Here is a 17,114-nt window from a genome sequence, read left to right on the forward strand (position 1 = left end):
CCCCGTACGGCCTGGGCGCAGCCCAACCACAGATCGCCGGGGTCGGCCTGAAAAAGTTTCGCGAGGAACGAGCGAAAGTTTTTTGGCCGACCCCGGCGATCTGTGGTTGCCTCCGGCAGGCCGTGCGGGGGACGAACCGACGCCCTTCCACCCCCGGGGGCCTGCCCGCCGGCGAGGCGCTCTTCGCTCTCGCTTTTCGCTTTTCGCTTTCGCTCTTCGCTTTTGATCTTCCGCCTTCACGCTTCGACTTTGATCTTGAGACACGCCCCCGCCGCGTCGGAGCCCTGAACCGCAAACTAGCGCGGAACGTTCTGCGACCCCCGAACCCCGGTCTCACTCCCCCGCGGCAACGTGCAACTCGCCCCCACGTTCAACCCGCCGACCGACGTGTCCAGTCCACCCTTCTTCGCCGTCCCCTCATACCCGGCGACACAAGGCGCAGGCTCGAAAAACGTCAACGCCAGCCCGAACGAAGCCTGCCCACCCCGAACCGTGGAAGCCCCGACGCTCACCGCGTCCGGCACGGTCACCAGCACCTGCTCCAACTGCCCCTGCCGGGTCACCAACACATCCGCGGTGGTCAACAGGTTCGCCAGCACGATCCCCAGGTTCGGCCCGGACTCCCGCAGCAACGCGCTCACCTCGGCCGCCGCCCCCGGCGCGGTCGCGATCAACCGCCGCAGGTCCCCGTCAGCCGCGCGCAACCGCTCCGCCACCAGCAACGCCGACTCGGCGAACGACTCGATGGCCGCCGAGTGGTCGAGCTGGGTCTGCAGGACGACCAGCGAATCGTTCAACAACCGCGTCGTCTGCGGGAGGTGCTTGCCCGCCGTCTCCGTGAACTCCCGCGTCGCGTCCAACAGCACCTGCAGGTCCGGCCCCGCCCCGCGCAGGGCGTTGTCCAACTCCTCCACCACGGTCCGCAACGACTCGACCGGCACCGACCGCGCGAGGTCGTCCAGACTGGTCAGCACCTGCTCCACGGGCAACGGCAACCGCGTCTGCCACTGCGAGATCACCGACCCCTCCCCCAGGAACGGCCCCCCGCTCCCCTTGGGCCGCAGGTCGACGTACTGCTCGCCCACCGCCGACCGGTTGGCGACCACGGCCTCCAGGTCCGCCGGGATGGGCGGCGCACCGCCGGCGATCCGCAGCTCGACCTCGACCCTCCGCTCCACCAGCCGGATCGGCCCCACCCGCCCCACCGGCACACCGCGATAGGTCACCTCACCGCCGGTGAACAACCCACCCGTCCGGGCCAACTCCAGCTTCACCCGATAGCCGTCGTCCACCACCACCAACCCGGCGTACTTGGCCCCCACGTACGTCACACCCAGCAACGCGATCACCGCGAACAACACGATCTGCAACCGCATCCGACCAGTGATCATCACCGACCCCCAAAATCCGGCGTCCCCGAACCCGGCGTCCCCGAACCCGGCGTCCCGGTGTTCGACGCCCCGGTGTTCAGCGTCAGGTACGTGTTCAGGTAGTCGCCCTTGATCCCGTCGAGCACCGCGTCCGTGAACGGGAACGTCAACAACAGCTCCAACGACTGCGGCAACGCCTGCCCAGCCTCCGCCAACCGCCGCAACGTCGGCTCCAACGCCCGCAGGTCCGCCACCAGGTCCTCACGGCTCCGGTTCACCGTGTCCACCGCGACCCCCGACAGCTCGTGCAGCGTGTTGAGCATCGTGACCAACTGCCCGCGCTGCTCGTTGAGCACCCGCAACCCGGGCTCCAACCCGTCGAGCACCTCGCCGATCTCGGACTTCTTCGCCTCCAACGACTTGGCGAACCGGTCCATCCCCTCGATCGCCCGCGTGATCTCACCCTTGTGCTCGTCCAACGCACCCACGAACGTGTCCATCGTGGACAGCAACGACTTCACCGCCGTCTCGTTGCCGTCCAACGCCGCGCTCAACTCCCGCGAGATGTCCTGGATCTGCCCGATCCCGCCGCCGTTGAGCAGCATGGACAACGCCCCGAACACCTCCTCCACCTCGGGGTTCCGGTTGGTCCGCGCCAACGGGATCACGGCGCCGTCCACCAACGGCGCGGCCGACGCGTCCTCGGGTCCGGCCAGCTCCACGAACTTCTCGCCCAACAGGCTCGACTGCCGCAACCGCGCCAACGCGTTGGCCGGCAGCCGAACGTCCCCGCGCACCGCCAAGTGCACCAGCGCCATCGACCCGTCGTCCGACAGCTCCACCCGCTCGACCTTGCCCACGGGCACGTCGTCCACCTTCACCCCCGCGTGCGGCACGAGGTCGAGCACGTCGTCGAACTCCACCACCACCCGGTAGGGCCGGTCGCCCAGGTCGGCCCCGCCCGGCAACGGCAGGTCGTACGCGCTGGGAATGGCCGAGCACCCGGTCAACACCAGCACCAGCACCACAGCCACGAACCTCATCGGGTCCCCCCGGGCACGCTGAGCAGGTCGGCGACGAACTCGTTCAGGTTGGCCCGCGCGTTGAGCGTCCCGGTCGCCGGGTCGTAGGCGTTGACCACGTTGTGCAGCGCCACGGGAGCCACCTCCAGCAACTCCGCCAAGGACTTCTGCTGGTCCACCAGGGTCCCGGTGATCCCGGAAAGGTCGTCCAAAGTGGACTTCACGCGGTCCCGGTTGTCCTTGACGAACCCGCGCACCTGCTCCAACGCCGTGGCCAGCTCACCCAGGGCCGCACCCAGGTCGTCCCGCTCGGCGGCGAAGAACCCCGACACGTCCGCCAGCTGCTCGGCCAGCTCACCCACCTGCTTGTCGTTGGCGGCCAGCATGGACGTGAACTCCTGGAGGTTGTCCACGGTCCCGAACAGGTCCTCCCGCGACCCGGACAGGGTCCGCGCGGCGTCCGCCAGCTGCCGGATCGACTCGCCCAGCGAGGACCCGGTCCCGTCCAGGTTCGCCGCGCCCGTCTTGAGCAGGTCCGACAGCGCGCCCTCCTTGTTCGCGCCCTCGGGACCCAGCGCGGTCAGCAGGGTGTCCAGGCTCTTGTAGAGGTCGTCCAGCTCGACCGTGCCCGCCGTGCGGATGGTGGTGATCACCGCTCCGGCGGCCATCTTCTCCCCGCCCGTGTAGACGGGGGCGAGCTGCACGTACCGGTCGGCCACGATGTTGGGCGACACGACCACGGCCCGCGCGTCGGCCGGCACGTCCACGTCGTGGTCGATCACCAGCTCCACCCGCACCGAACCGCCCTCGGGCACGACGCCGACGACCTCGCCGACCTTCACGCCCAGCACCCGCACGTCCGACCCCTCGTACACGCCCACCGCGGCGGTGAAGTACGCGGTCACGTGCTTGTCGGCGGGCCGCAGGAAGATCCACCACACCGCGGCCGCGGCCACCAGCACCAGCGCCAACCCCTGCGCCAAGGCCACGAACAGCCTGCGCCGCCCCCGGGTCCGGATGAACATCAGCGGCCTCCCGGGGCGCAGTCGCGGCGACCGCCGGGTTGGGCGACCAGGCCGCACAGGTAGGTGTCCACCCACTGCCCGTTGCCCAGCGAGTTGTTCAGCAGCCGGTAGTACGGGCCGGCCAGCGCGAGCCCGCGGTCGAGGTTCTCCTGGTTGCGCCGCAGCACGTCGGTCACCTTCTCCAACTGCTCCAGCGCCGGACCGAGCTGGTGCTGGTTGTCCTGCACCAGGCCGGACAGCTGGCGGGACAGCTCGCGCGTGCCGTCGAGCAGGGCGGCGATGGCCTGGCGGCGGTGGCCGATCTCGCCCAGCAGCTTCACCCCGTCGGTGATGAGCGCGGCGAAGTCCTCGGTGCGGTCGGCCAGTGCGCCGCTGACCTTGTTCGCGCCCTGCACCAGGTCGGCCAGTTGCTCGTCGCGCGAGGAGATCGTCTTGGACAGCGCCGACAGCCCGTCCAGCGCCTGCTTCACGTGCCGCGGCGACTCGCGGAAGGTGTCGGACAGGACCCGGAAGCTCTCCGCGAGCTGGTCGGTGTCGATCTTGCCGATGGTGTCGGACAGCCCGCTGAACGCCTCGATCACGTCGTAGGGCGACGTGGTGCGCTCCAGCGGGATGGGGGTGTCGGGGTCGAGCTTGTCGCGCCCCTCGGAGTCCAGGGCGAGGAACTTCTGGCCCAGCAACGTCTTGATGCGGATGTCGGCGCGGCTGCGGTCGCCCAGCTCCAGGCCCTTGACCCGGAACGTCACCCGCACCTTGCCCTGGTGCAGCCGCACGTCGCTGACGTGCCCGACCTTCATGCCCGCGACCCGCACCTCGTCGTCCTCGCGCAGGCCGGCGGTCTCCTTGAAGTAGGCCTGGTAGCGGGTGCCGCCGCCGAAGAACGGCACGTCCTCGATGTAGAAGGCGAGCAGCGAGGTGATCGCGATGAACGCGAGCCCCACCGCGCCGAGCAGGACCGGACGCCGGGTCATCGGTGGCACCTCTGTTCAGTGATGGGCAGCCCGACCGGCGGTCCGCCCGGCGCGGGCTTGGCGTCCGACGACGCCAGGCACAGGTAGAAGTTCAGCCACGAGCCGTAGGAGGAGATCCGGCCGATCGCCTCGAACTTGACCGGCAGGTTGCGCACGAACGGCTCCAGCTCGGGCGCGTCGCCCAGGTTGCCCGCCAGCACGCCCAGCGCGGCGATGTCGTCCTTCAGCGGCTGCCGCCCCTGCTCCAGCAGCGACGCCGTGCTCTCGCTCAACGCGGCCAGGCCGGTGATGGCGTTGCCGATGGGTTGGCGGTCGGCGGCGAACCCGGACACCAGTTGCCGCATGGAGGTCAGCAGGCTGCCGAACCGGTCGTCGCGCGAGTTGACCGTCTCCAGCACGGCGTTGAGGTTCTCGACCACCTTGCCGATCACGTCGTCCTTGGCGGCCAGCGTGCTGGTCAGCGAGGCGGTGTGGGCGAGCAGGCTCTCCACCGTGCCGCCCTCGCCCTGCAACACCTGGACGATCTCGTGGGACAGCTTGTTGACGTCGTCCGGGTTCAGCGCCTGGAACAGCGGTTTGAACCCGTTGAACAGCATGGTCAGGTCGAGGGCCGGTTTCGTGCGCTCCACCGGGATCAGGCCGCCCGCGGGCAGGCGGTCGGCGATGCGGCCGGCGGGCTGCTCCAGCGCGATGTAGCGCTGGCCGACCATGTTGCGGTACTTGATGGTCGCGGTCACGGCGGCGGACAGCGAACGCCCGTGGTCCACCGAGAACTCGACGTCCACCAGCTCGTCGTCGACCAGCGTCATGCCCTCGACCTGGCCGACCTTCACCCCCGACATGCGCACGTCGTCGCCCTCGGCGACCGCGGTGACGTCGGTGAACCGGGCGGTGTAGGTGGTGGTCGCGCCCACGTTGGTCCCCGCGATGGTCGAGGCGAGGAACGTCGTGGCCGCCACGGTGACCGCCACGAAGAGCAGGAACTTGGTCAGCGGCGCGGCTATCGCCCTCATCGGACCCCCATCAGCAGGCCGGCCCACCCCGGCACCCGGTCCGGCGCGACGGCGTTGACCGGCCCCGCCGGGCAGTGCGGCGTGCCGCCCCGGCGGATGACCGGGTCGTCGCGCCCCGGCACGTACTTCTCCCCCGGCGGCACGACGGTCACGTTGGCGTGCATGCCGGGCTGGTCGGTGCCCTTGCCGAGCACCTGGTCCATCCGGGGCCGCAGGTCGTTGACCGCCACCAGCACGCACGGGAACGACGGCGAGTAGGTGGCCAGCAGCTCCAGCGTCGGGCGGCTGCGGTCGGACAGGCCGACGAAGTTCTCGCCGTGGTCCTTGAAGAACGCCGTGAGGTCGGCGGCGGCCGTGGTCAGGCTGGTGTAGACGGCGTCCAGGTCGGCCCGTTGCTGCGCGATGGTGCGGCTGGTCGTGGTCAGCTCCTTGAGCGCCTGCACGATGTCGGGGCCGGCGTCGGCGTAGACGCCGGAGAGGTCGGCGAACTTGGTGATGTCCTGCTTGAGCACCGGCAGCTGCGGGTTCAGCTCGCGCAGGTAGGCGTCCAGCCTGGTGATGGTCTCGCCGAGCGTCGCGCCGCGCCCGTCCAGCGCCTGGGCCATCGCCGAGAGCGTGGCGGAGAGCTTGTCCGGCCGCACCGCCTGCAACGTGGGCAGCAGGTCGTTGAACACCCGCTCGACCTCGATGGCGCTGGATGTGCGGTCCTGCTCGATCACCGCGCCCTCGCCCAGCGCGCCGGCCGGGTCGTCGGGCAGCTCCAGGCTCACGAACCGCTCGCCGAACAGCGTCTTGGGCAGCAGGCGGGCGGAGACGTTGGCCGGGATGCGCCCCACCTCGTCGGGCCGCATCGACAGCTCGACCTCCGCGCCCGAGCCCCGCGTCCGCACCGCGCCCACCTGGCCGACCTGGACGCCGAGCAGCTTCACGTCCGAGTCCACCTGGAGCTGGTTGCCGACGTGGTCGGTGCGCAGCAGCACGGTCACCCGGGTGGTGAACACCTTCAGGTAAGCCGCGACGGACAGCCCGCACAGCGCGACGATCAGCGCCACGAAGAGCAGCCCCAGCAGCCGTCGCCGGAATGCCATCGGTTATTCTCCGGGAAGGGATTTGTGAATGCGGCCGAAATAACATTACCGACGAGTACGTTACTGTCCGGTGTCCGGCCGCACAAGGAGCCGAAAAGGCTTGTCAGATACGTGACAAAGACTGTGGCACAGACCACTCACGATTCTACAAAAACGGGTTCGACGCTGGCGTGGGGGTGGTTCGTGCGGCTACGAATGGCTGACCCAAGCAGGAGTCGGGGGTGCCCGCATGGTCAAGTTGCTGCACTGCGTCCGGGTGCTGCGCCGCGCCGGTCTGGTGGAACCGCTGCGGCCCGTTCGGGCGGCGCGGTCGTTGGTCGAGGTGCGGGCGCACGGGCCCCTGCTCGGCTCGGTCCTGCGCGGTGCGCGCCACCAGCCCGAAGCGGTCGCGTTGATCGACGAGGACGGCTCGCGGACCTACCGTGAGCTGCACGAACGCTCGGCGGCGCTGGCCCGCGCGCTGCACGGGTCGGGCATCCGCTCCGACCACGTGGTGGCCCTGCTGTGCCGCAACCACCGGGGCGCGGTCGAGGCCATGCTGGCGTGCGCCCGGATCGGGGCGCGGGCGCTGCTGCTCAACACCGGGTTCGCCGGGCCGCAGCTGGCCGACGTGGCCCGGCGGGAGCGGGTGGTGGCGCTGATCCACGACGAGGACTTCGCCGCCGTGGTCGCCGAGGCGCCGCCCGAGGTGGCCCGGTTCCCGACCGCCGACTTCGACGCCTTCGTCGCCGCGGCGCCCACCGCCGAGCCCCCGCGACCGGACCGGCCGGGCCAGGTCGTGCTGCTGACCAGCGGCACGACCGGGACGCCGAAGGGCGCGCACCGCGAGGTCCGGTCGGCGTTCGCGGCCGTTGACTTCCTGGACCGCATTCCGCTGCGGGCGCGCGAGACGTCGCTGATCGCCGCGCCGGTGTTCCACGGTATTGGGTTCGCGCACCTGGTGCTCGCGCTGGGGCTGGGTTCGACGGTCGTGCTGCGCCGCCGGTTCGACGCGCGGGAGGCGGTGGAACTGCTGGCGCGGCACCGGTGCACGGCGATCATGCTGGTCCCGACGATGTTGCGCCGGATCCTCGACATGGGCCCGGTGGAGCTGGAGTCGCACGACCTGTCGGCGCTGCGGGTGGTGCTCAGCTCCGGCTCCGACCTGCCGGCGCCGCTGGCGGAGGAGGCGACGCGGCGGTTCGGCGAGGTGGTGTACGACCTGTACGGCTCGACCGAGGTGGCGGTGGCGACCGTGGCCACGCCGGCGGACCTGCGGGCCGCACCCGGGACCGTGGGCCGGCCGCCGCGCACGTGCGTGGTGCGGCTGTACGACGCGGCCGGGCGGCGGGTGACGCGGCCGGGTGAGGTCGGTCGGGTGTTCGTGGGCAGCGGGCTGCGGTTCAGCGGTTACTCGGGCGGGGGCGGGAAGGACACCCTCGACGGGCTGGTCTCGACCGGCGACCTGGGGCACTTCGACGCGGACGGCCGGCTGTTCGTGGACGGCCGGGAGGACGACATGATCGTGTCCGGCGGGGAGAACGTGTACCCGTCGGAGGTGGAGAACCTGCTGGCCACGCACTACCAGGTGCGGGAGTCGGTGGTGCTGGGCGTGCCGGACGAGGAGTTCGGGCAGCGGCTGCGGGCGTTCGTGGTGCCGGTGCCGGGGGCGCGCCTCGACCCGGAGGCGCTCAAGGTGTTCGTGCGCGACCGGTTGGCTCGGCACAAGGTGCCGCGGGAGGTGGTGCTGCTGCCCGCGCTGCCGCGCAACGCGACGGGGAAGGTGCTGCGGCGCGAGCTGCGGTAGCCCGGGTGGCGGCGCGCGGACCGTGCCGGGGGGGTGCCACCCCGGGCGTGCCGCCCGTCCGCGCCCGGCGGATTTGTCATGGATCGCACGAAGCGTGCCGCCGATTTGTCACCGGGGTGCGCGTTGGTTGACCTCGCGCAAGATCAAAAATACAGTGTTCGGAATCACACCTGAGGCGTTAGGTGGTGGGCGAACCGCATGAACAGAACCGGAGGGCTCCGCGCCCCGGAATTACCGCTCATCGGGAACGTGGACCTGTGGGAGCAACTGCCGGCCGACCTGGCGCCGAAGTTCCGGGCCAACGCGGGCGCGGTGGCCACGGACATGGTCCGGGAAATCCAGTGCTCGATCGCCGAATACTCCCAGAAGCTGGAGGGGATGTTCGGCCAGGTGGTCGTGGAAGGGGTCGAGCAGGCGATCCACCAGTTCATCGACCGGATGGTAGACCCGACCGCGCAGCGCGAGGACCGCGCGAAGCTGTTCCGGCTGCTGGGCAAGCTGGAGGTCAGCGCCGGCCGCAGCCTGGACCTGCTGCAGACCGCCTACCGGATCGGGGCCCGCGTCGCCTGGCGGCGGATCTCCGAGTTCGGGCTGCGCGAACGGGTCCCGCTGGCCACCATGTGCCTCATCGCCGAAGCGATCTTCGCCTACATCGACGAGCTGTCGCTGCGCTCGATGGAGGGCTACGCCGAGGCCCAGGCCCGCCACGCCGGGGCGGTGCAGCGGCGGCGCAAGCGGTTGCTGGACCTGATCCTCGGGGAGCCCGGCTACCACCCCAGCGCGCTGGCCGACCTGGCCGACGCCGCGCACTGGCCGGTGCCGGAGAAGGTCGTCGTGGTCGCGCTGGAGAGGCGCACCGACCAGCACCAGCTACCGATCCCCTCGCTGCACGAGGACATCCTGATGGACCTCGAAGGCAGCGAACCGTGCCTGCTGCTGACCGACCCCGAGCGGCAGCTCGTCGCCCTGGAGCACAAGCTGGGCGGGTGGCGCGCGGCCGTGGGGCCCGTGGTGCCGCTGGCCAAGGCGCGGCGGTCGCTGCGGTGGGCGCGTCGGACGATCACCCTCATCCAGTCCGGCGTGATCGCCGACAAGCCGATGGTGGACACCACCGAGCACCTGTCCACGCTGCTGCTGCTCGGCGACGAGGAACTGCTGCGCGAACTCGTCCGGCGAACCCTCGCGCCACTCGACGGGCTCACGCCCAAGCAGCAACAACGGATGCGCGAGACCATGACCGCCTGGGTCGAGACCCGGGGCAGCGCGCCCGAGGTGGCCTCCTCGCTCGCCGTGCACCCGCAGACCGTGCGCTACCGGCTGCGACAGCTGGAGGAGCTGTTCGGCGACCGCCTGCACGACCCGGACGCGCTGTTCGACATGGGCATAGCGCTGCGCGCCCTGCGGCTGCTCGACTCGCGCCGAACGGCCTGAATCCGAACCGCCTGAATCCGGCGGCCTGAAGCCGAGCCGCGTGCGTGCACCAAGCGGCCGGAAGCCGACGGTCTAGAGCTGCGCGGTCAGGGTCATGTCGAGCTTGTTGTCCGGCCCGGAGATCAGGCCGGTGAACAGCGGGTCGAGCCGCTCGGCACCCCGGCAGCCGGCGAACGCCGGGATGGTGAAGGTCGCCTTCATCGGGATCTTCGCGAGGTCGAACGGCCCCTCCAGGTCGATCGACGCGGGCGTCCGGGTCTTGCAGTCGGGACCGACGTCGAGGAACTGCCCGTTGACGTGGACGTCGCTGAGCTTGATGTGGAGTTGGGAGTTGGCTTTGATCTGGCCCGCCGAGATCTTCCCGACGACCTGCGCCGTGGGGATCAACTCGACTTTCGCGGTGTTGGGCATGAAACCGAACACGATGAAGTAGCCGCTGCTCGGGGGCAGCGTCAGGTCGCCTTTCAGGTCGCCCGTGATCAGGTCGATCTCGGTCTCCAGGCTCCCCGGTCCGATCACCAGGTCGGACTGGAGCCTGGCGACCCGGTTCACCCCGTCGACCTTGTACTTCAGCTTCAGGCCGGCGGCCGGCACGGGCGGCTTGACCTGCGCGTACCGCACGACGTGGCCGCGCGGCAGCAGGGCGAGCACGAGCACCGCCACGACCGCGACGACCAGTGCCACCCTCACCTGCGGGATCCATTCCGGCGCATTCTCGCAAGCTACTTTCCCGACGGCCCGTCGGACAACTGTTACCGCGTGTTCCAGCACCTTCGTGACAAAAACGGACGCCACTCTTGTAGCTGTGCCCACAATCGCTGCGATAGTGCACGGATTGCTTGCCGGGTTTGTTCGGTGAAGCTACCTTACTGATCAGTAGCCGCGATTCGGCTGCCGCGATCGCGTCCTTTGACCCGTTGTCTCGACGAGGAGACGCACATGACCGGTACCAGGAGGAGGCTCGTCGGCGGGCTCGCGGTGGGCGCGGTGGTGCTCGGCGCGGTCGCCGTCGCGGGCGCCGGGGTCGGCGCGGCGGCGACGGCCTCGCTCGCGCTCACCTACAGCTGCCCGTTCCCGCTGATCGGCACGCAGGACATGAGCGTGCGGATCGTCGTGGAGGACCTGCCCGACTCGGCCGTCGTCGGGCAGCCGATCCCGGCGGCGAAGGTCACCGCGACCGCGACCGTGCCGCCCAACGCGACGCAGGGCCTGGCCCTGGTCGGCGCGGCCACCGTCGAGGGGACCGCCAAGGCCAGGACCAAGGTGGACAACGCCGGGACGGTGCTGGACCTCGTGCCCGACCTGGCGGTGGCGAAGACGCCGGTGCCCCCGTCGGGCGCGTTCGACACGGTCGCCACCGGCGGCACGCCCGCGGTGTCGTTCGCCAACGCCGGCCGCACGACCATCTCGATCGGCGACTTCAGCACCACCCTGACCCCGCGCAAGGCCGACGGGTCGGAGACCGGCCTGGGCACGTTCACCTCGGACTGCACGCTCAAGCCCGGCCAGCAGACGCTGCTCCACGAGTTCACCGTCGCGCCCGGCACGACCACCACCACGACCACGACCACCACCACGACGACCCAACCGACGACGACCACCACCACGACCACCACGACGACCCAACCGACGACGACCACCACGACGACCAGCGCCCCGCCCAACGACCCGTTGCGCATCGACTACGGCGTCACCGGCGTGAGCGGCATCAAGAAGCTCGGCTCGGACCTCAAGCTCGGACCGGGCACGCTCAAGACCGAGGTGGACCTGCCCGGCGGCACGTTCGCCGGCGACCTGGCCCTGCCCGACGCGTCGGGCGAGTTCACGCTCTTCGGGTTCATGCCGACCAAGGCCACCGTGCGCCTGATCCCGCAGGGCCGCACCGTCGGCACCATCGCGGCGGGCGCGGTCACCGCCAACGCGAAGGTGACCGTCAAGCTCACCGACGTGCGGGTCCTGGGCATCCAGGTGGTCCGGCCGACCGACGCCTGCCACACGGTCACGCCCAGCTCGATCGACCTGGTCTCCCGACCCGGCTTCGACCCGCTCGCGGGCGGCGAGCTCGCCGGCACCTACGCCATCGACAAGTTCCACCGGTGCGGTCTGGTGACGGCGATCGTGAACGGCGCCATCCCCGGACCCGGCAACACGCTCGACCTGGCCATCGCGAAGAAGTAAAACGCGAAAAGGCCCTTCCGGACCATTCCGGAAGGGCCTTTTCGCGTCAACGGCTCACGCCGTCGGAAGTGTCGTCAGCTGCTCCGGCGACGGCGGCGTGATGGTGACCGGCTTGCCCCAGTCGCGGAACACCGCGGTGATCGTCACCGGCTCGGCGTCGGGCACCGGCGTGCGCAGCTCGGTGCGCACCGGCAGGTCCGCCTCGTCCACCCACAGCTTGAGCACCGACGCCTGCCCGTTCACCGGCACGTGCGCGGTGTACCGGACGGTCCGCCGGCCGCCGACCTCCTCCTGCGCCTTCTCCACCAGCTGCGCGCCCTCGGGCAGCGCCTTGCGGATGTCGGCGGAGTCCCGGATGTGCACGGCCACGTCCGCCATGGCCTGCCCCAACGGGTTGCGGGTGTCCGCCGGGTCGAGCTTGAGCCACGGCTTGTCCGGCTGCGGGGCCTGGCCTTCGGGGATGCGCACGAAGATGCCGTCCGGCACCATCACGTACGCCACCTTCTCCGCGTCGGCGATCGAGATCTCGCACGCGGCGGCGTAGTCGTCGGTCCGCAGCCCGCAACTGCCCTTGCCGTTGGTCGCCAGGTCGAGGTCGACGGTCACCGACCGCTTGCCCTCCGCCGCCACCCGGTTGGCCTCGGCCAGCGCCTGCGGGCTGTCGAAGGTCCGCAGGCCCGACGAGGCCGACTCGCCGGAGCAGGCGGACAGGGACGCGGCGGCCAAGGCGGCCAGGACGACGCGGTGGGCGCGCATGCTTCTCCCCGGAAATGGTCGAATGAATTCGCCGACCGGGACACTGTAACCACGGGGAGAACCATTCTGATCGCCCCGTTCACAGCTCCGAACAAATGCGCAAACAACCCCGCCGGAATTGTCAGCCCGGTGACAAGATCAGGGCTTGCGGACCGAGTCGAGCAGGTTGCGCGCCACCACCCGCAGCTTGGTGTTGCTGGTCTGGGACTCGGCGACCAGGCTCGCGAACGCCTCGTCCGCGCTCACCCCGTGCGCCGCCATGAGCACGCCCTTGGCCTGGTCGATCTCCGCCCGCGAGTCCAGCGCCCGCTCCAGGCTCTTGACCAGCTCCCGCGACCGCTCGTAGCGGCGGAACCCGGTGATGGCGGTGGACGCGGCGGTGGTGAACAGGCGCAACAGGGCCTCGTCGAACGGGTCGAACGCGCGCGGCTCGGAGCTGTAGAGGTTGAGCGCGCCCAGCACCGACCCCTCGACCAGCAGCGGCGCCGACAGGTAGGCCTTGACCCCGGCCCGCTCGGCCGCCGCCGAGAACTCCGGCCACCTCTCCCGCGCGTCGGCCACCCCGACCCGCACCGGCCGCTCGGTCCGCGCGGCCTCCAGGCACGGGCCGTTGCCCGCGGCGTACTGGTCCACGTCGATGGCCACGACCCTCCGGTCGGTCGCGGCGGCGGTCTCCGCACCCTCGGCGCCGACGACGGTGACCGACACGTTCTCCGCGTCCGGGATGACCCGCGACGCCGACTCCACCAGGTGCTGGAGCACCTCGCCCAGCGGCTGCTCGTCGGCCAGCACGGCCGCGAGGTGCTCGAACGCCTCACTCGCCTCGTCCAGCTGTCTCGCCGGAGCTCTGTCGTCGATGCTCACCACCACTGTTTACACCCCACACGCCATAATCGCCGCTACCGGAAGGGGGTGATGCGGTGCGCGTGCTGCTGGTGGAGGACGACGACGGCGTCGCCGACGCGCTGGTGGAGGCCCTGGAGGCCAACGGCCACCACCCGCGGCGGGTGCGGCGCGGCTCGGACGCGCTGACCGCGCACCGGGACTTCGACCTGCTGCTGCTGGACCTGGGGCTGCCCGACACCGACGGCCTGGAGGTGCTGCGCAAGATCCGCAAGGTGGCGCAGACGCCGGTGCTGGTGCTGACCGCGCGCGGCGACGAGCGGTCCATCGTGCGCGGGCTGCGCCTGGGCGCGGACGACTACCTGGTCAAACCGGTCCGGCTGGGCGAGCTGCTGGCCCGGATGGACGCGGTGGCGCGGCGCAGCGTCCGGGTCGGTCCGGCCGACCGGGTGGTGCGGGTCGGGGACGTGTCGATCGACCTGGAGGGCCGGCGGGTCGTGGTCGGGGCGGCGGAGGTGCCCCTGACCACCAAGGAGTTCGACGTGCTGGCGGCGCTGGCGCGGCGGGCGGGCACGGCGGTGAGCCGCCAACAGCTCATGGACGAGGTGTGGGGCGACGCGTACCTGGCGGTGTCGCGGTCGCTGGACGTGCACCTGGCGGGGCTGCGGGCCAAGCTCGACCGGCCCGGCCTGCTCACCACCATCCGCGGGTTCGGCTACCGGCTGGCCTCCGGGGACGGCGACTAGATGCGCCGCCGCCTGCTGCTGGTGCTGCTGCTGTTCTCCGCCGCCGCCGTGACGGCCTTCGCCGTGCCGCTGCTGTCGGCGACCGCGACCGAGCGGACCCAGCGGTTCCTGATCAGCCGGACCGCCGACCTGGACCGGTTCGCGGCGCTGGCGCAGCAAGCGGAGACCTCCGGCGACAACGCGGCGCTGGTGGACGAGGTGACCGCGTACGTCGCCCTGTACGGGGAGCCGGTCGTGGTGGTGGACGCGCGCCGGCAGCCGGTGGCGCAGGCCGGGCTGAGCGCCGACGACCCGGCGCTGGCCGACGTGCTGGACGCGGCGCTGCGCAACCAGCCCGCGCCGACCGTGCCGACGATCAAGCCGTGGTCGTCGGGGACGGTGGTGTTCGCGCGGCCGGTCGGGACGGGCACGCGGGTGGCGGGCGCGGTGGTGCTGCGGGCGTCGCTGGAGCGGGCGGCCGGGGACGTGATGTCGCGGTGGCTGCTGGTGCTGGCGGGCGCGCTGACGGCCGCCGGCGGGTCGCTGCTGCTGGTGCTGGCGCTGGCGCGGTGGCTGCTCAAGCCGTTGGCCGACCTGGCGGTCGGGGTGCGGGCGGTGGCGGCGGGCGAGCGGCGGGCGCACGTGCCCGGCCGCAGCGGTCCGCCCGAGGTGCGGGAGCTGTCGGAGTCGTTCAACCGGATGTCCGACGCGGTGACCGAGGCGGCCGACCAGCAACGGCGGCTCATCGCCGACGCCTCCCACCAGCTGCGCAACCCGATGGCGGCGCTGCGGCTGCGGATGGACACGTTGAGCGCGCAGGTCAAACCGGAGGGCCGGCGGGTCTACCAGGCCGGGGTGGCGGAGTTCGAGCGGCTGGAGTCGCTGCTGGACGGGCTGCTGGCGCTGGCGTCCGCGGAGAGCACGGCCACCGAGGTGGCCGCCGGCGGACGTGAGCCGGAACTGGCCGACCTGGGCACGGTGGTGGCCGACCGGGCCGACTTCTGGCAGGTGCCCGTGCCACCGGCCCCGCGGGTCCCGGTCCTGGTGCGGTGCCCGGAGTCCGACCTCGCCCAGGTGCTGGACGTGTTGCTGGACAACGGCATCAAGTACGGCGGCGCGGTCCGGGTGAGCCTGGGCGCGGACCGCGCGGCGGGCGTCGGCTGGGTCCAGGTGTCCGACGACGGGCCCGGCCTGACCGACGAGGAACTCGCCCTGGCCACGGAACGCTTCTGGCGCGGCCGGACCGACCAGCCCGGCACCGGCCTGGGCCTGGCCATCGCCGACCGCCTGGTCCGGGCCCGCGGCGGCACCCTGGAACTGTCCACTGTGGACGGCCTGGTCGCGCGGGTCGTCCTGCCCCTGGAGCCGACGCTGTGAACCGCCGCCTGTTCCTCCTGGCCCTGCTGACCGCCGGCTGCACCTCGAACCCGTCCACCGCCGGCCTGCGCATCGCCGCCGGCGAGAAGGGCGGCCTGTACTACGACTTCGCCACCCTGCTGGCGGCCCAACTCCCGGGCGTGGTCGTGGAGACCCAGGGCAGCCTGTCGAACCTGGAGCTGCTGCGCGACGGCGGCGCCCAGATCGCGTTGGCCCTGGCCGACTCGGCCCGCACCGCCGACCCGGCGCTGGAACTGCGCGCCCTGGGCCGGGTGTACGAGAACTACCTGCAACTGGTCGTGCGCGAGGACGACCCGGCCCAGACCGTCATGGACCTGGCCGGCCGCCGCGTGTCGCTGGGCGCCGCGGGTTCGGGCGCGTCGCTGTCCGGCGAGCGGATGCTCGCCACCACCGGCCTGGACCGGTCCGTGCGGGTCGAGCACCTCCGGTTGGCCGAGGCGGCGCAGGCGCTGGCCGAGGGCGGGATCGACGCGCTGCTGTGGTCCGGCGGCGTGCCGACCCCCACGCTGGCCCGGCTCCCGCGCATCCGCCTGCTGCCGCTCGCGGGGTTGCTCGGCGGGCTGCGGGCGGCGCACGGTTCGGTGTACGAGCAGGTGCCGGTGCCGGTCGGCGTGTACGGGGCGGTGCGCGAGGTGCCCACCATCGGCGTGGCGAACCTGCTGGTGTGCCGGGCCTCGCTGCCCGACGAGGTGGCCGCCGAGGTGACCAGGACGCTGGTGTCCCGGGCGGCGGCCCTGGTCCCCGAACAGGCCCTGGGCACCCAGTTCCTCGACGTGCGCAGCCTCATCGGCACCGCCGGCCTGCCACTGCACCCCGGCGCCGCCGAGACGTACCGGGACCTGCACGGCTAGCTGTTGCTGAGGTAGGCGTCCCGCAGCCAGTCCAGCGTCTCGTCGTCGATGTCGTCGGCGCTGGAGATGGCGATCCGCACGGTGATCGTGTCGTTGCCCAGCGACCCGGCCCCTTCCAGCCGTCCCGAGGGTTCCTGGGCGGCGAGCCGGAGGCCGAGGTCCACGCGGGTGCGGGTGCTGGCGCGGACGACGGCGAACGTCCGCCGCGGCGAGACCAGGGCGACGTAGGTCTTGCGGGCCTGGACGTGCATGGGGCCGAGCAGGGCGGCTTCGGCGAGCAGGCGGTCGAGGATGGGCCGCAGCTCGGGCCGGTCGGCGTACTGGCGGTCGACCAGCTCGTCGGAGGAGGCGGTGGCGAACTCGGGGTAGCCGAAGCGCTCCATGACCAGCAGCATCTGCGCGTACCCCGGGACCTGCCGGTCGCGCAGCCAGTCGCGCAGCTCGACCTCGGTGGCGGCCCCGGACTCCAGCACCCGCCGGTTCCACTCGGGGACCCCTTCACCGGTGGTGCGCCACAACAGGTCAGCGGACCAGTCGACCATCTCGCGCCAGCTCTGCACCTGCACCATGCCCCTCATCCTGCCGCCAAGCCCGCCCGCTCGCGCGCGAAGCGTTCCCCGTTCGCGCGAACCGGCGGGTGGCGGCTGGAAGGGGTGG

General features: G+C 71.6%; 16 protein-coding genes. 6 read left to right on the plus strand and 10 right to left on the minus strand.

The genetic code is table 11. The features are described from left to right. Positions 1-296: 296 nt before the first annotated feature. The 6 genes from AB0A74_RS34440 to AB0A74_RS34465 are packed head-to-tail and all read right to left on the minus strand — an operon-like array spanning position 297 to position 6,489. The gene (locus AB0A74_RS34440) at positions 297-1,391 is read right to left on the minus strand and encodes an MlaD family protein (RefSeq protein ID WP_358256178.1); all 1,095 of its coding nucleotides are present in this window, start codon (positions 1,389-1,391) and stop codon (positions 297-299) included. Continuing rightward, positions 1,391-2,413 (minus strand): MCE family protein, encoded by a 1,023-nt coding sequence (locus AB0A74_RS34445; protein ID WP_358256180.1) that lies wholly within the window; start codon positions 2,411-2,413, stop codon positions 1,391-1,393. The genes AB0A74_RS34440 and AB0A74_RS34445 overlap by 1 nt, the downstream gene beginning before the upstream one ends. Then, entirely contained in the window at positions 2,410-3,417 is a 1,008-nt protein-coding gene (locus AB0A74_RS34450; RefSeq protein WP_358256182.1) for an MCE family protein, read from the minus strand. The genes AB0A74_RS34445 and AB0A74_RS34450 overlap by 4 nt, the downstream gene beginning before the upstream one ends. Further along, positions 3,417-4,388, minus strand: coding sequence for an MCE family protein (locus AB0A74_RS34455; RefSeq protein ID WP_358256184.1), 972 nt, complete (start codon positions 4,386-4,388; stop codon positions 3,417-3,419). The genes AB0A74_RS34450 and AB0A74_RS34455 overlap by 1 nt, the downstream gene beginning before the upstream one ends. Continuing rightward, a complete protein-coding gene (locus tag AB0A74_RS34460) occupies positions 4,385-5,401 on the minus strand; it encodes an MCE family protein (protein WP_358256186.1) in 1,017 nt (338 codons plus the stop codon). Before AB0A74_RS34460 ends, AB0A74_RS34455 begins: the two co-directional genes overlap by 4 nt. Further along, on the minus strand, positions 5,398-6,489 hold the full coding sequence (locus AB0A74_RS34465) for an MCE family protein (protein ID WP_358256188.1): 1,092 nt from the start codon (positions 6,487-6,489) through the stop codon (positions 5,398-5,400). Before AB0A74_RS34465 ends, AB0A74_RS34460 begins: the two co-directional genes overlap by 4 nt. A gap of 229 nt (positions 6,490-6,718) precedes the next feature. Between AB0A74_RS34465 and AB0A74_RS34470 the strand changes: the two genes are divergently transcribed. Both AB0A74_RS34470 and AB0A74_RS34475 read left to right on the plus strand, forming a co-directional pair. Next, a complete protein-coding gene (locus AB0A74_RS34470; RefSeq protein ID WP_358256189.1) occupies positions 6,719-8,275 on the plus strand; it encodes an AMP-binding protein in 1,557 nt (518 codons plus the stop codon). Between the two features lie 198 nt (positions 8,276-8,473). After that, a complete protein-coding gene (locus AB0A74_RS34475; RefSeq protein WP_358256191.1) occupies positions 8,474-9,706 on the plus strand; it encodes a helix-turn-helix domain-containing protein in 1,233 nt (410 codons plus the stop codon). 72 nt (positions 9,707-9,778) lie between these two features. Here AB0A74_RS34475 and AB0A74_RS34480 read toward each other — a convergent pair whose 3' ends face one another. Beyond that, the gene (locus AB0A74_RS34480; protein WP_358256193.1) at positions 9,779-10,396 is read right to left on the minus strand and encodes a hypothetical protein; all 618 of its coding nucleotides are present in this window, start codon (positions 10,394-10,396) and stop codon (positions 9,779-9,781) included. A 249-nt stretch (positions 10,397-10,645) separates the two neighbouring features. Between AB0A74_RS34480 and AB0A74_RS34485 the strand changes: the two genes are divergently transcribed. Continuing rightward, complete coding sequence (locus tag AB0A74_RS34485; protein ID WP_358256194.1) at positions 10,646-11,884, plus strand: DUF6801 domain-containing protein; 1,239 nt, start codon at positions 10,646-10,648, stop codon at positions 11,882-11,884. A 54-nt stretch (positions 11,885-11,938) separates the two neighbouring features. Here the strand turns inward: AB0A74_RS34485 and AB0A74_RS34490 are convergent, their stop codons facing one another. Then, positions 11,939-12,640: a hypothetical protein gene (locus AB0A74_RS34490; RefSeq protein ID WP_358256196.1), complete on the minus strand. Its 702-nt coding sequence runs from the start codon at positions 12,638-12,640 to the stop codon at positions 11,939-11,941. 138 nt (positions 12,641-12,778) lie between these two features. After that, positions 12,779-13,504, minus strand: coding sequence for a GAF and ANTAR domain-containing protein (locus tag AB0A74_RS34495; protein WP_358256198.1), 726 nt, complete (start codon positions 13,502-13,504; stop codon positions 12,779-12,781). A 56-nt stretch (positions 13,505-13,560) separates the two neighbouring features. On the opposite strand from AB0A74_RS34495, the gene AB0A74_RS34500 reads away from it, so the two are divergent. The 3 genes from AB0A74_RS34500 to AB0A74_RS34510 are packed head-to-tail and all read left to right on the plus strand — an operon-like array spanning position 13,561 to position 16,457. Next, the gene (locus AB0A74_RS34500) at positions 13,561-14,229 is read left to right on the plus strand and encodes a response regulator transcription factor (protein WP_343939430.1); all 669 of its coding nucleotides are present in this window, start codon (positions 13,561-13,563) and stop codon (positions 14,227-14,229) included. Further along, positions 14,230-15,585, plus strand: a complete 1,356-nt coding sequence (locus tag AB0A74_RS34505; RefSeq protein ID WP_358256200.1) for an ATP-binding protein — start codon at positions 14,230-14,232, stop codon at positions 15,583-15,585. It begins immediately after the preceding gene. After that, positions 15,582-16,457 (plus strand): TAXI family TRAP transporter solute-binding subunit, encoded by an 876-nt coding sequence (locus AB0A74_RS34510; RefSeq protein WP_358256202.1) that lies wholly within the window; start codon positions 15,582-15,584, stop codon positions 16,455-16,457. Before AB0A74_RS34505 ends, AB0A74_RS34510 begins: the two co-directional genes overlap by 4 nt. Here AB0A74_RS34510 and AB0A74_RS34515 read toward each other — a convergent pair. Beyond that, positions 16,454-17,026, minus strand: coding sequence for a DUF5655 domain-containing protein (locus tag AB0A74_RS34515; RefSeq protein ID WP_358256204.1), 573 nt, complete (start codon positions 17,024-17,026; stop codon positions 16,454-16,456). The two genes, AB0A74_RS34510 and AB0A74_RS34515, sit on opposite strands and share 4 nt — an antisense overlap. Positions 17,027-17,114: the final 88 nt, after the last annotated feature.

The sequence above is a fragment of the Saccharothrix sp. NPDC042600 genome (assembly GCF_040647305.1).
In the GTDB taxonomy this organism is placed as follows: domain Bacteria; phylum Actinomycetota; class Actinomycetes; order Mycobacteriales; family Pseudonocardiaceae; genus Actinosynnema; species Actinosynnema mutabilis.